Genomic DNA, 13,755 nt, shown 5'->3' on the forward strand with positions numbered 1-13,755 from the left:
GATGCCGGAGCTGACCGGACGCACCGTCCTGCTCGCGGGCGCCACCAGTGCGTCCGGTCGGGCGGCGGCGCGGACCCTGCTCGCGCGAGGGGCCCGCGTCGTCGCCACGGGGCGCAGCGCGGAGAAACTGGAGCCCCTCGCGGCCCTGGGCGCGGAGACCGAGGTCCTCGACCCGACCGACGAGCAGGCCGTGCGCGCGCTCGTCCGCCGGCTGCACGAGCGCGGGCTCACTGTCGACGGGCTGCTGCACCTCGTCGGCGGCTGGCGCGGCGGCGGCGGGCTGGCCGGGCAGACGGAGGAGGACTACCGCGCGCTCGAGGCCTCCTTCACCGCGCTGCGGCACCTGAGCCGGGCCCTCGACGACGACCTGCGGGCCTCGCCGGCGGGACGGCTGGCGATCGTCTCCTCGACCGCGGTGGCCCGGCCACTGGCGGGCGGGGCGAACTACGCCGCGGTCAAGGCCGCGGGCGAGGCCTGGACCCGGGCCGTGGCCCAGGGCTGGGCGAAGGCCGCCCGCGAGGCCGGCGAGCCGCTGCGCGCCGCCGCGGTGGTCCTCCGGGTGAAGGCCCTGGCCGGGCTGGAGGACCGCCTCGCCGAGGATTTCGCACAGCTGTGGGCCGCCGACCCGGCGGAGCTCAACGACTCGATCCTGACGATCCAGGAGAAGGGAACCGACTGACATGCAGACCATCCACGACCCGCAGGTGCGCGGGTTCGCCTCGGACAACTACTCCGGGGTCCACCCGGAGGTGCTCGAGGCCCTGGCCGAGGCCAACGGCGGCCACCAGGTCGCCTACGGCGAGGACGTCTACACGGCGCGGCTGCAGGAGGTGGTCGCCCGCCACTTCGGCGAGAGTGCCTCGGTGTGGCCGGTGTTCAACGGGACGGGCGCCAACGTCGTCGGCCTCCAGTCGATGCTCCCGCGCTGGGGCGCGGTGATCTGCGCGGCCACCGCCCACATCCACGTCGACGAGGGCGGGGCGCCCGAGAAGTCCGCCGGGCTCAAGCTGCTGCCCGTCCCCACCGACGACGGCAAGCTCACCCCCGAGCTCATCGCCGCCGAGGCCTGGGGCTGGGGGGACGAGCACCGCGCCCAGCCGCTGGTCGTCTACCTCACCCAGTCCACCGAGCTCGGCACCCTCTACACCCCGGAGGAGCTGCGGGCGATCACCGACTACGCCCACGCCCGCGGGATGTCCGTGTTCCTGGACGGGGCACGGCTGGCCAACGCGGCGGCCGCCCTGGACCTGCCCCTGCGCGCGTTCACGACCGACGCCGGGATCGACGTGCTCTCCCTGGGCGGGACCAAGAACGGGGCCCTCGCCGCCGAGGCCGTGGTGGTGCTGAACCCGTCCGCCTCGCAGGGGCTGGTCTACCTGCGCAAGCACCAGATGCAGCTGGCCTCGAAGATGCGCTTCGTCTCGGCGCAGCTGCTGGCCCTCTACGACGGGGACCTGTACCTGCGCAGTGCGGGGCACGCGAACGCGATGGCCCGGCGCCTGCGCGCGGGCATCGAGGCCGGGCTCGCCGACGGGTCGATGCCCGGGGTGGCCTTCGCCCAGGAGACCCGGGTCAACGCCGTCTTCGCGACCCTGCCCGCCGGCATCGCCGACCGGCTCCGGCAGCGCTTCCGCTTCTACGACTGGGACCCCGCCACGGGCGAGGTCCGCTGGGTGTGCAGCTTCGACACCACCGAGCAGGACGTCGACGCCTTCGTGGCCGCCCTGCGCGCGGAGCTCGTCCCGGTCGGCTGAGCCCGCCGGGCGCCGCCGGCCCCGTCCCGCCGGGCGATCGCCCGTCCCCTCCCGCCGTGCCCGCGGGGGCAGGATCCTGCCCCCGCCGGCCGAGCACACCCTCGCGCGCCGGCAGCCCGATCCTTCGCGGCGCACTCCCCCGGCCGCTCCGCACCGGGAGTGCCGCACCCGTACCCGGCCCTGTCTACGCCCGTTCCTGCTCGAACGCCCTCCCCTGCCCGAAGGAGAACCGCACCATGACCGCCGCCCCGTCCCTGTCCGCCCGCACCGGCCGCTCCGCCTACCGGTCCGTCGATCCCGCCACCGGCGAGCTCGTCGCCGAGGTCCCCACCGCCACCGACGCCGAGGTCGAGGACGCCCTGACCGCCGCCGAGACCGGCTTCCGCGCCTGGCGCGCCCGCCCGATCCGGGAGCGGGCCGCCGTCGCCGCCCGGGTCGGGGAGCTCTTCGCCGAGCGCGCCGACGAGCTCGCCGCGATCGCCACCCAGGAGATGGGCAAGCCGCTGAGCGAGGCCCGCGAGGAGGCGCAGTTCTGCGCCGAGATCTTCGCCTACTTCGCCGAGCACGGCCCGGACCTGGCCGCCGACCAGCCCCTGCCCACCCCGCACGGGACGGGCCGGGCGGTGCTCCAGCGGCGCCCGGTCGGGGTGCTGCTGGGGATCATGCCGTGGAACTACCCCTACTACCAGGTGGCCCGCTTCGCCGCCCCCAACCTCGTGCTCGGCAACACCGTCCTGCTCAAGCACGCCGAGTCCTGCCCGCGCTCGGCGCTGGCCCTCCAGCGGCTGCTCGACGACGCCGGGGTGCCCGCCGGCGTCTACCGCACCCTCTTCGCCACCCACGCCCAGATCGAGGACGTCATCGCCGACCCCCGCGTGCAGGGCGTGTCCCTGACCGGCTCCGAGCGGGCCGGGGCGGCGGTCGGGGCGCTGGCCGGGCGGCACCTGAAGAAGGCCGTGCTGGAGCTGGGCGGGTCCGACCCCTACGTGGTGCTCGACACCGACGACGTCGTCGCCTCCGCCCGGGCCGCCCTCGCCACCCGGCTGGGCAACACCGGCCAGGCCTGCAACTCCAACAAGCGCATGATCGTCTCCGCGGACATCTTCGAGGAGTTCGTCGCCGAGCTGACCCGCGCCGCCGCCGCGCTGGTGCCCGGCGACCCGTCCGTGGAGGCCCCGGACACCTACGCCCCGATGGCCTCCCGCGCCGCCGCCGAGGCCCTGGCCGCCCAGCTCCGCGAGGCCGTCGAGGCCGGCGCGACCCTGCACACCGGCGGGACCCTCGCCGAGGGCCCCGGGGCCTACCTCGCCCCGGCCGTGCTCACCGGCGTCACCCCGGAGACGGCCGCCCACCACCAGGAGCTCTTCGGTCCCGTCGCGGTGGTCTACCGGGCCGACGACGACGACGCGGCGCTCGCCCTGGCCAACGACACCCCCTACGGCCTCGGCGGGGCGGTCTTCAGCACCGACCCCGAGCGGGCCCGGCGGCTCGCCGAGCAGCTGGAGTGCGGCATGGCCAACGTCAACGCCGCCGAGGCCGAGGGCGCCGGCATGCCCTTCGGCGGGGTCAAGCGCTCCGGCTACGGCCGCGAGCTGGGCCCGCTGGGCATGGACGAGTTCGTCAACAAGCGCCTGCTCTACATCAACGACTGACCCCGGGGCCGGGGCGCACCGCCCCGGCCCTCTCCCCCGGCGTGCAGACCCGCCACCTCCGAGGAAAGGTTCCCGTGGACACCATCGCACCGCCCCAGACGACCGCCCCGACCCGACCGCCCACACCCGCCGAGGCGCACGCCCGGCTGCGGCGCAGCCTCAAACCGCGCCACCTGACGATGATCGCGATGGGTGGTGCCATCGGCACCGGCCTGTTCGTGGCCTCGGGCAACACCATCGCCACCGCCGGCCCCGGCGGGGCCCTGGCCGCCTACGTCGCCATCGGGCTGATGGTGTTCCTGCTCATGCAGTCGCTGGGCGAGATGTCGACCTACCTGCCGGTCTCCGGGGCCTTCGAGGAGTACTCCACCCGCTTCGTCAGCCCCTCCTTCGGCTTCGCCATCGGCTGGAACTACTGGTACAACTGGGCGATCACCGTCGCCGCCGAACTCGTGGCCGCAGCCCTGATCATGCGCTACTGGCTGCCCGATGTCCCCTCCTGGATCTGGTCGGCCCTGTTCCTGGCGATCCTCTTCGGCCTCAACGCCCTGTCCACCCGGGCCTACGGTGAGAGCGAGTTCTGGTTCTCCCTCATCAAGGTCGCCACCGTGGTGATCTTCCTCGTCCTGGGCGTGCTGATGATCGTGGGCATCCTCGGCGGCGAATCCCCCGGGTTCGACAACTGGACCACCGGGGAGGCCCCCTTCGTCGGGGGCGGGGCGGGGATCCTGGCGATCTTCATGGTCGCCGGCTTCTCCTTCCAGGGCACCGAACTCGTCGGTGTCGCCGCCGGTGAGGCCGAGGACCCGGAGAAGAACGTCCCGCGCGCGATCCGCACCGTGTTCGTGCGCATCCTGCTCTTCTACGTCGGGGCGATCACCATCGTCGGGTTCCTCATCCCCTACACCAGCCCGCACCTGCTGGGCTCCGGGGTCGAGGACATCTCCATCTCGCCTTTCACCCTGGTCTTCGAGAACGCCGGGGTGCTGGCGGCGGCCTCGGTGATGAACGCGGTGATCCTCACCGCGATCCTCTCGGCCGGCAACTCCGGGCTCTACGCCTCCACCCGCATGCTCTGGGCCCTGGCCGACTCCGGCAAAGCGCCGAAGTTCCTCGCGAAGGTCAACCGGCGCGGGGTGCCGATGAACGCCCTGCTGGCCACCACCACCGTCGGGGCCGCCTGCTTCCTGACCACCCTGATCGGGGACGGGGCCGCCTACGTCTGGCTCGTCTCGGCCTCCGGGCTGGCCGGGTTCATCGTGTGGATGGGCATCGCCTGGAGCCACTACCGCTTCCGCAAGGCCTACACCGCCCAGGGCAAGGACCTGGGCGACCTGCCCTACAAGGCCCGCTTCTTCCCGCTGGGCCCGATGATCGCCCTCGCGTTGTGCGCGGTGGTGATCCTGGGGCAGAACTACCAGGCCTTCCTCGGGCAGGTCGACCTGCTCGCCGCAGCCACCGCCTACATCGGCCTGCCCCTCTTCCTCGCCCTGTGGGCCGGCCACCGGCTGGTCACGGGCTCGAGGATGGTCCGCTACGAGGACGCCGACCTCACCCGCACCTTCGACTGACGGATCCCCTGGCCCCGGCCGATGCCGCCGAGTCCCCACCAACGACGCGGCTCCCCACGTCCTCACGTGGGGAGCCGCGCGTCAAGACGGGACTCGACGATTAAGACCTGGTCTCAAAACCTGATCGGTCGTTGCCCACCTGCCTGGGAACGGTCCACAGTGCCTGCATGACGACGAGGACACAGTCGTGGATGGTCGATGACCGTCTGTGGGAGCTGATCGCCCCGCTGATCCCACCCCAGCCACCACCTCGAGGGCCCGGGGGGCGACCCCGGATCGAGGACCGGGCGGCACTGGAGGGGATCCTGTTCGTGCTGCACACCGGGTGCCGTTGGCGGGACCTGCCCCCGGCCCTGGGCTGCGGGTCCGGGCACACCGCCTGGCGCCGGCTCAGGCAGTGGCAGGGGGCCGGGGTGTGGGAGAAGCTGCACCGGGCAGTGCTCGAGGAGCTCTCCGAGCAGGAGATCCTCGACTGGTCGCGGGCCAGTATCGACGCGGTGTCCGTACGTGCCAAAAGGGGGGCGAGCTGACCGGCCCGAACCCCACCGACCGCGGGAAACCGGGGACGAAGTACCACCTGCTCACCGACGCGGCCGGGCTGCCCCTGCATGTGCTGGCCTCAGCCGCAAACGTCCACGACAGCAAACTCTTCGAGCCGTTGCTGGAGACCAACCCGAGTGTGCGTGGCCGGCGAAGGCGTCCGGGGCGGCCCCGCCGCCGGCCGGAGAAGCTGCACGCGGACAAGGGCTACGACTACCCGAGGTGCCGCCGCTACCTGCACCGGCGAGGCATCAAGGTCCGGATCGCCCGGCGCGGAATCGAGGCCAAGACCCACCTGGGCCGGCACCGCTGGGTCGTGGAGCGCACCATCTCCTGGGTCCTGCGGTTCAAGCGTCTCGGGATCCGTTACGACCGCACTGCAGCCACGCTGCTCCCGCTGCTCTTGCTCGCCGTCACGCTCATCAACTTCCGCCGACTGCGTCAGGTAGAAGAGTTATGAGACCAGGTCTAAGCGTCCGCCCGAAGACTAAGCCGGCAACATCTAAGCGAATCGACCAACGGGGTTGTCCGCAATGACACTACTACCCGTGAAGGCGCTGGACCCAGCTCCCTTCCCGCATCCCACCTGCTTGGACGTCAGGCGACAGGCACCTGGCGAGAAGATGGAAAGGGCAGTCGGTGGGCGATGCCCGCAACACTACGAAGCCATGATGCGGGCCCTCTCAACCCACGTGGTGATCTCCGCCCCGGCATAGACCCAAAGCACGCCCCCTTAGCCAGGACGTGCGCCGCTGCAATGGAGCCGTGGCTGCTACGCAAGGCAACACTCAGGTGCCACACACATCGGCAAGGCCACTTATGTTGCCCCTGACAGCAAATAGACGAGTGCGCTTGTGTCATTTGTATTCGAAATAAAGGGGTGTCCATGTCTGCTATGCGGCTTCCCGAAAGCGGAGATAAGCCGCCTCCAGCAAGACGCTCGAAGGACGCTCTTTGCGCTGCTGGGGAACAAATAAGAGTCGTTCCCCATGACGCTCCTGCAATCCGTGACGCAGCATCGGACCGTCGACTTCATTTAATAGATCTGCCCGAATTTCCACGACATAATCCGGGCGGATTCCCATGAAATTTCTGTCATAGGCGGAGTGGTGAATTTTACACAAAGATATCCCATTGGTCACAGCGGCAATGCCATCCTCGTGAGCATCCGGCAATATGTGGGCGGCATCCAGTAATTCCACATGGTGTAGGGCGCAAACGGCACAGTGCTCGTCGTAGGCCTTCATAACCATAGATCGAAACACTGGCTGGTGAAGTCGCTGCCGAGCCATACGAGCGGCGTAGCGCTTCTCCACTACACTCAGAGATGGCCCCTCAGAAAAGACTTGTCCATCCGCAGATAAACGATCCATATCGGCGACTTCAACCATAAACTGCTGCTCATCAGCCTCTTCACCAACGAGGAATACGGGGAAGACTGCCTGATAAAAGCCTTCAGCGACGCCGTAAAACCAGATTAGCGGCAAACCAGCTTCCATGGCTGCTCGCAGAGCACGGTTGTCAGGAATATCCGGCCCGCCGTCTCGCCATTTGTAGCGCATGAGTCCATCGCTGCCCACGACATCCTCGTACGGCCGCTCCTTACCCGGCTTCGTGTATTTCGTGGTGAAGGAAAGTGCGGCACCAAAAATTGCGGGCTTCCAAATGCCCTTGTAACGGTTACGGAGCGGAATTTTCATACCCTCGTATTCAAATTCTTCAATATCGAGGTAGTACATCGGTTCAGCACCGTCATTGGTGCGCATTGCTAGCCACTCCATGGCCGCGTGGCGGAATTGCATTTCGTGCTCGAATGTCATGCGGGGGGAGGCAGCCATAAACGGAGTCTAAGGCGCCAGTCCAACCTAAGGGTCGAAGGACGCGCACGCCATCACACTCGATACTGCTTCGTCCTAATGACCACGCTGCAGTGCTTGATTCACGCCTCGGGGAACTCGATCACCTGCCGCACCGTCCGGCCCGCGTCCAGCTCGTCCATCGCCTCGTTGATCTGCTCGAGCCGGATGTGGGAGGTGATCAGCTTCTCCAGCGGCAGCACGCCGTCGCGCCACATCTGCTCGTACTTCGGGATGTCGACGGCCGGCACGGCGGAGCCGAGGTAGCTGCCGATGACCTGGCGGGCCTCGGCGGTGAGCTTCAGGGGCTCGATCTCGGACATCGCCCCGGGGGCGGGCAGGCCCACGGTGACGGTCACCCCGCCCACGCCGGTGGCGTTGAACGCCGTCTCGAAGGCGCGGGGGTGGCCGGCGGCCTCGATGACTACGCGCGGCTTCTCCTTGAGCTGGACGACCTCGTCGGGGGTCAGCGTCTCGTCGGCGCCGAAGTCCTGGGCGATCCCGAGCTTCTCCGGAAGAGCGTCGACCGCGATCACGCGGCGGCAGCCGACCGCCTTGGCCACCAGCAGCGCGGCCAGGCCCACGCCGCCGAGGCCAACCACCGCCACGGCGTCGTCGGGGGTGGCCCTCGCCGCGTTGATCACGGCCCCTCCCCCGGTGAGCACCGCGCACCCCAGCACGGCCGCGACGGGCGCGGGGACGTCCGCGCCCACGGGCACCACCGAGCGCCGGTCGACCACGGCGTGGGTCGCGAAGCCCGAGACCCCGAGGTGGTGGTGGACCGTCCCGCGAGTGGGCGAGCTCAGGCGCCGGGCGCCCTCCATGAGGGTGCCCTCGGCGTTGGCGCGGGAGCCGACCGTGCACGGCAGCAGCCCCTCGGTGCGGCAGGCCGCGCAGCGCCCGCAGCGCGGCAGGAACGCCATGACCACGTGCTGGCCGACCTCAAGGTCGGTGACCTCGGGCCCGAGGACCTCGACGACGCCGGTGGCCTCGTGCCCCAGCAGCATCGGCAGGGGCCGCGGCCGGTTGCCGTTGACCACGGACAGGTCGGAGTGGCACACCCCGGCGGCGGTGATCCGCACGCGCAGCTCGGTGGGCCCGGGCTCCCCGAGCTCGAGCTCCTCGACGGCCAGCGGCCGCGACTCGGCGTAGGGGGCGGGGGCCTCCATGGTGTGCAGGACGGCTCCACGGATCTTCACGGCGGACCTCCGGGACGACGACGGGGTGACGGTGCTCACGCTACCGCCGGGCGTTCCCCCGCAGCGGCAGGGCCGTGTCGCAATCCGGCCCGCTGCCGCCGGCCTCTTGACGCACGACTGGTCCGATGGTTCATTAGTGGAGTAACTAACTGACCAAGCAGGAGGCCCCGGTGATCGAGGAAGGCAAGCCCCTGTTCGTGCAGATCGCCGAGCAGGTCGAGGACTCGATCGTCGACGGCAGCCTCGCCGAGGAGGATCGGGCCCCGTCGACCAACGAGCTCGCCGCCTTCCACCGCATCAACCCGGCCACCGCCGCCAAGGGGGTGAACCTGCTCGTCGACAAGGGCGTGCTCCACAAGCGCCGCGGGATCGGCATGTTCGTCTCCCCCGGCGCCCGCGAGCTGCTGCTGCGGGAGCGCCGCGAGGCCTTCGCCGTCCGCTACGTCCGCCCGCTGCTCGCCGAGGCCCGCAGGATCGGGCTCGGACCCGAGGACGTCGCCGAGCTCGTCCGCGCCGGCGCCGCCGAGCCGGCACCCTGACCACCCGTTCCGCATCCCGTCTGCCGATCGAAGGACACCATGGAACCCGTCATCGAGGTCCGCAACCTCACGAAGCGCTACAAGGACAAGCTCGCCCTCGACGACGTCAGCTTCGACGTCCAGCAGGACACCATCTACGGGTTCCTGGGACGCAACGGCGCCGGGAAGACCACCACGATGTCGATCCTCACCGCGCAGAACCTCGCCACCAGCGGCGAGGTGCGCGTGTTCGGCGAGCACCCCTACGAGAACCCCCGCGTGCTGAGCCGGATGTGCTTCGTGCGCGAGGGCCAGAAGTACCCCGACGACGCCACGCCGCGCCACGCCTTCGCCGCCGCCCGGATGTTCTTCCCGCGGTGGGACCAGGAGCTCGCCGAGGCGCTGGTCGAGGACTTCCAGCTGCCCCTCAAGCGCTGCATCAAGAAGCTCTCACGCGGCCAGCTCTCCGCCGTCGGCGTCGTCATCGGCCTGGCCTCCCGCGCGGAGATCACGTTCTTCGACGAGCCCTACCTCGGTCTCGACGCCGTCGCCCGTCAGACCTTCTACGACCGGCTGCTCACCGACTACGCGGAGCACCCGCGCACGGTGCTGCTCTCGAGCCACCTCATCGACGAGGTCGCGAACCTCATCGAGCGGGTGCTCGTGATCGACGAGGGCCGGATCCTCATGGACGAGTCCACCGAGGAGGCCCGGGCCCAGGCCACCACCGTGGTCGGGGACGCCGCCGCGGTCGACCGCGCCGTCGGCGGCCGCGAGGTGATCCACCGCGAGCGCCTCGGGCGCGTGGCCTCCGTGACGTTCCTGGGCGCCCTCGACGACGCCGAGCGCGCCGCCCTCACCGCCGCCGGGCTGGACCTCGCGCCCGTCTCGCTGCAGCAGCTGATCGTGCGCCTCACCCAGCACCGCGCCCCCGGCCGCGGCACCACCGCCGCGGCCGCCCAGGAAGGAGTCCTCCGATGACCGCCCCGACCGCCGACCGCGCCCCTGCCGGCGGGCGGCACCGCACGCTCAACGTGGTGCGCCTGCAGTTCGTCAACGCGCAGACCTTCGTGTGGGTGCCGGCCCTGGTGCTCGGCGGCGCGTGGGTGCTCACCCTGCTCATCCACGCGATCATCCACAGCGCCGGCGGCACGGACCCCAAGTACGGCGGCGGCTCGCAGGCCCCGCTGTGGTACTTCCTGGTCATCGGCGTCCAGGCCATGACCATGACCTTCCCCTTCTCCCAGGCGATGAGCCTGACCCGCCGGGAGTTCTACGTCGGCTCCCTCGCCGCCGCGGCGGTCAGCGCGCTCGGGATGTCCCTGGCGTTCGTGCTGCTGGGGCTGGTCGAGCAGGCCACGGACGGGTACGGGTTCAACGGCTACTTCGCCTACCTCGACTGGGTCTGGGCGGACGGGCCGCTGGCCGCGGGCCTGACGTACTTCGTGCTGACGATGCTGTTCTTCATCGTCGGCTTCTGGTTCGCGACCGTCTTCAAGCGCTTCGGCACCGCGGTCCTCGTGCTGGTGCTGCTCGCGATCGGCCTGGCGCTGATCGGGGTGGTCGCGTTGATCACCTGGCAGCAGGCGTGGCCGCAGGTCGGGCAGTGGCTCGCCGGGGCCGGCGCCCTGGGCCTGACGATGTGGGGCATCGGCCTGAGCGCGCTGCTCGCCGCCGGCTCCTACCTCACCCTGCGGAGGATGCCCGCCTGAGGCGTCCGACCCGGCGGACCCTCTGACTCGGGCCGCCCGCCGCGAGAACTTCTCGACGCACCGAGCGCCGCCGGCGGGGACGACCACCGTCCCCGCCGGTGGCGTTCCCGGGCAGGCGCGCCCGGTGGGCCGGCCGATCCGGGGAGCGCAGGGAGATCCGGTTAGAGTACGCCGTAGCTCGCCGGCGTCGCCGTCGACACCCGGCCGGCGGCGCACCGAGGGCACGGCCCGGGTGGCCTCGACGGAAGGACGACGCACATGCTCGACCTGCTCTGGGGCATCGGCGGGATGATCGTGATCATCGCCATCGCCCTCCTCTTCTCGGTGGACCGCCGCAGGATCCGCTTCCGCACCGTGGCCCTGGCGCTGGCCCTGCAGGTGGGCTTCGGGGTGCTCGTGCTCTACGTCCCGGCCGGACGGGTTGCGCTCGAGACCGTCACCCGCGGTGTCCAGGCCGTGATCAACGCCTCCGGGGCTGGGATCGACTTCCTCTTCGGCCCGGTCCTGCCCGAGGAGGGCTCTGTCTTCGCCTTCCAGGTGCTGCCGGTGATCGTGTTCTTCGCGGCCCTGACCTCGGTGCTCTACCACCTGGGCGTCCTGCAGTGGGTCGTGAAGATCATCGGCGGCGGGCTGGCGAAGCTGCTGGGCACCTCCACGCCGGAGTCGATGAACGCGGCCGCCAACATCTTCGTCGGCCAGACCGAGGCGCCGCTGGTCATCCGCCCCTATGTGGCCGCGATGTCCCGCTCGGAACTGTTCGCCGTGATGTGCGGCGGGCTGGCGACCGTGGCCGGCTCGGTGCTCGTGGGCTACTCCCTGCTGGGCGCGCCGCTCGAGTACCTCATCGCCGCCTCGTTCATGGCCGCACCGGCCGCGCTGCTCATGGCCAAGCTCCTCGTACCCTCCGGGGCGCTCGAGGACGCCCCGGCCTCCGCGGACGGAGCCGACGACGACGGAGCACGCCCCGGCGCCGGCGGTCCGGCGCAGGAGGACGAGGAGCGGACGGGTCGCCGCGGCGTTCGGCAGTGGCTGGCCGGCGGCGCCCGGCGCGGGGCGACTTCCTACGCCGCCCTCGAGCTCACCCGCCGCCCGGACGCCCCCGCCGCGGAGCGCACGGATGCCGGCCGCGGTGCTGCCGGTTCCCCCGCCGCCGCCCGTCCCGGCGACGCCGCGGGGGCCGCCGGCACCGACCGCCCCGGGGATGCCGGAGGGACGGCCGGCGCCGGAGCGCCCGACCATGCCACCCGCACGCCGGGCGGCGAACCGGTCCCCGCGACCGGCGCGGCGGGCGAGGACGACGAGCCGGCCAACGTCATCGACGCCGCCGCCCGCGGCGCGTCCGACGGGCTGAGCCTGGCCCTCAACGTCGGGGCGATGCTCATCGCCTTCATCTCGCTCATCGCGCTCGTCAACGTCGTCCTCGGCGCGGTCGGCGGGCTGTTCGGGCTCGAGGCGCTGACCCTGGAGCAGCTCTTCGGGTACGTCTTCGCCCCGGTGATGTTCGCGGTCGGGGTGCCCTGGGCCGAGGCCCTGGACGCCGGCAGCTTCCTCGGCCAGAAGCTCGTGCTCAACGAGTTCGTCGCGTTCGCCGACTTCGCCCCGCAGATCGAGGACTACTCCCCCAAGGCCCAGGCCATCGTCACCTTCGCCCTGACCGGCTTCGCGAACTTCGGGTCCCTGGCGATCCTCCTGGGCGGCCTCGGCGGCATCGCCCCGAGCCGCCGCGCGGACATCGCCCGGCTCGGCCTGCTCTCCGTGCTCGGGGGCACGCTGGCCAACCTCATGAGCGCCACGATCGCGGGCATGCTCATCGGCTGACCGGCCGCGATCAGCCCCCGTCCTCCCCGAGCACGTGGCCGCGCTGCTCCGCGCAGAACTCCGCCTCGGCCGGCTCGGGGCGGTCCTGGCCGTTGAGCAGCCGGTGCCACAGCGGGTAGTAGGCGGGCAGCTGCGAGGCCTTCGTGATCCGGTCGCGGGCCTCCTGCGGCAGCTCGAGCTCGGCGGCGTCGAGGTCCTCCTGCAGGTGCTCGAAGCGCCGGGCGGCGATCACGGTCCCGGCGATGCCGGGGCGGCCGAGGATCCAGGAGATGACCACCTGCGGGATCGTCCACCCCAGCTCGCGGGCGATCCCGTCGAAGAGCTCGATGAGGTCGTAGGCACGCTCGCGGTCCACCACGTGGGGCTCGGGCCAGCCGGTGCCCTGGCGGGTGTCGGCCGGGGTCTCCGCGTCGCGGCGGACCTTGCCGTTGAGCAGGCCCTCGCCGAGGGGGCTCCAGCCGAAGGTCGCGACGCCGAGGTCCCGGGCGGCGGGGATGATCTCGTACTCGATCTCGCGGGCCTCGGGCGTGTAGTAGGCCTGGTGGGCGATCGGGCCCTCGAGCCCGGCGGCCCGGGCCTCGTAGACGGTCTTGGCCAGCTGCCACCCGTTGTAGTTGGACACGCCCCAGTACCGGATCTTCCCGGCCCGGATCAGCTCGTTGGCGGTCGCGATGGTCTCGGTGATCGGGGTCTGCCCGTCCCACTGGTGCAGGTAGAGCAGGTCGAGGTGGTCGGTCCGCAGCCGGCGCAGGCTGTCCTCGACCGCCCGGGTGACGTGGATGCGGCTCGCCCCGCCGTCGTTGGGGCCCGCCCCGGTGGGAGTCCGCGCCTTGGAGGTGAGCACGACGTCGTCGCGGCGCGCCCCCAGGATCTCGCCCAGGACCCGCTCGGCGTCGCCGGCGGAGTAGAGGTTGGCGGTGTCGATGAAGTTCACGCCGCGGGCGAGGACCTCGTCGAGCTGGCGGCGGGCCTCGTCGGGGCCGAGGCCGGCGATCTTCTCGAACCCCCCGCCGGAGCCGAAGGGGATGGTGCCCAGGGCCAGGCGCGAGACCATCAGGCCGGAACGGCCGAGTCGGGTGTACTCCATGGGGTGCGGCTCCTCTGCTCGGGATCGGGAACGGGGCCGCTCCCGACC

12 protein-coding genes are annotated in these 13,755 nt (G+C 71.2%); 9 read left to right on the plus strand and 3 right to left on the minus strand.

The features are described from left to right. Position 1: 1 nt before the first annotated feature. From AS188_RS02145 to AS188_RS16320, 5 genes are all read left to right on the plus strand, one after another. Entirely contained in the window at positions 2 to 679 is a 678-nt protein-coding gene (locus tag AS188_RS02145; protein WP_058857458.1) for an SDR family NAD(P)-dependent oxidoreductase, read from the plus strand. Between the two features lies 1 nt (position 680). After that, positions 681 to 1,754 (plus strand): threonine aldolase family protein, encoded by a 1,074-nt coding sequence (locus tag AS188_RS02150; protein WP_058857459.1) that lies wholly within the window; start codon positions 681 to 683, stop codon positions 1,752 to 1,754. A gap of 236 nt (positions 1,755 to 1,990) precedes the next feature. Beyond that, positions 1,991 to 3,406: an aldehyde dehydrogenase family protein gene (locus AS188_RS02155; RefSeq protein ID WP_058857460.1), complete on the plus strand. Its 1,416-nt coding sequence runs from the start codon at positions 1,991 to 1,993 to the stop codon at positions 3,404 to 3,406. Between the two features lie 74 nt (positions 3,407 to 3,480). Then, positions 3,481 to 4,977: an amino acid permease gene (locus AS188_RS02160; protein WP_058857461.1), complete on the plus strand. Its 1,497-nt coding sequence runs from the start codon at positions 3,481 to 3,483 to the stop codon at positions 4,975 to 4,977. Between the two features lie 191 nt (positions 4,978 to 5,168). Then, a protein-coding gene (locus AS188_RS16320) for an IS5 family transposase (RefSeq protein ID WP_371212492.1) occupies positions 5,169 to 5,977 on the plus strand; the annotation gives its coding sequence in 2 pieces (ribosomal slippage) (positions 5,169 to 5,490 and positions 5,490 to 5,977; 810 coding nt in all). A gap of 433 nt (positions 5,978 to 6,410) precedes the next feature. Here AS188_RS16320 and AS188_RS16325 read toward each other — a convergent pair. Both AS188_RS16325 and AS188_RS02175 read right to left on the minus strand, forming a co-directional pair. Further along, positions 6,411 to 7,355 (minus strand): HNH endonuclease, encoded by a 945-nt coding sequence (locus tag AS188_RS16325; protein ID WP_236945029.1) that lies wholly within the window; start codon positions 7,353 to 7,355, stop codon positions 6,411 to 6,413. A gap of 101 nt (positions 7,356 to 7,456) precedes the next feature. Further along, positions 7,457 to 8,572, minus strand: coding sequence for a zinc-binding dehydrogenase (locus AS188_RS02175; protein ID WP_058857462.1), 1,116 nt, complete (start codon positions 8,570 to 8,572; stop codon positions 7,457 to 7,459). Between the two features lie 170 nt (positions 8,573 to 8,742). On the opposite strand from AS188_RS02175, the gene AS188_RS02180 reads away from it, so the two are divergent. The 4 genes from AS188_RS02180 to AS188_RS02195 all read left to right on the plus strand — a co-directional run bounded on the left by AS188_RS02180 (position 8,743) and on the right by AS188_RS02195 (position 12,620). Continuing rightward, positions 8,743 to 9,111, plus strand: coding sequence for a GntR family transcriptional regulator (locus AS188_RS02180; protein ID WP_058857463.1), 369 nt, complete (start codon positions 8,743 to 8,745; stop codon positions 9,109 to 9,111). Between the two features lie 39 nt (positions 9,112 to 9,150). After that, complete coding sequence (locus tag AS188_RS02185; protein ID WP_058857464.1) at positions 9,151 to 10,071, plus strand: ABC transporter ATP-binding protein; 921 nt, start codon at positions 9,151 to 9,153, stop codon at positions 10,069 to 10,071. Next, positions 10,068 to 10,802: a hypothetical protein gene (locus AS188_RS02190; RefSeq protein WP_058857465.1), complete on the plus strand. Its 735-nt coding sequence runs from the start codon at positions 10,068 to 10,070 to the stop codon at positions 10,800 to 10,802. Before AS188_RS02185 ends, AS188_RS02190 begins: the two co-directional genes overlap by 4 nt. A gap of 258 nt (positions 10,803 to 11,060) precedes the next feature. Continuing rightward, on the plus strand, positions 11,061 to 12,620 hold the full coding sequence (locus tag AS188_RS02195; protein ID WP_058857466.1) for a NupC/NupG family nucleoside CNT transporter: 1,560 nt from the start codon (positions 11,061 to 11,063) through the stop codon (positions 12,618 to 12,620). Positions 12,621 to 12,630: 10 nt separating this feature from the next. Here AS188_RS02195 and AS188_RS02200 read toward each other — a convergent pair whose 3' ends face one another. Beyond that, on the minus strand, positions 12,631 to 13,707 hold the full coding sequence (locus AS188_RS02200) for an aldo/keto reductase (protein WP_058857467.1): 1,077 nt from the start codon (positions 13,705 to 13,707) through the stop codon (positions 12,631 to 12,633). Positions 13,708 to 13,755 lie beyond the last annotated feature (48 nt).

The organism is Kocuria flava, from assembly GCF_001482365.1.
Taxonomy (GTDB): domain Bacteria; phylum Actinomycetota; class Actinomycetes; order Actinomycetales; family Micrococcaceae; genus Kocuria; species Kocuria flava.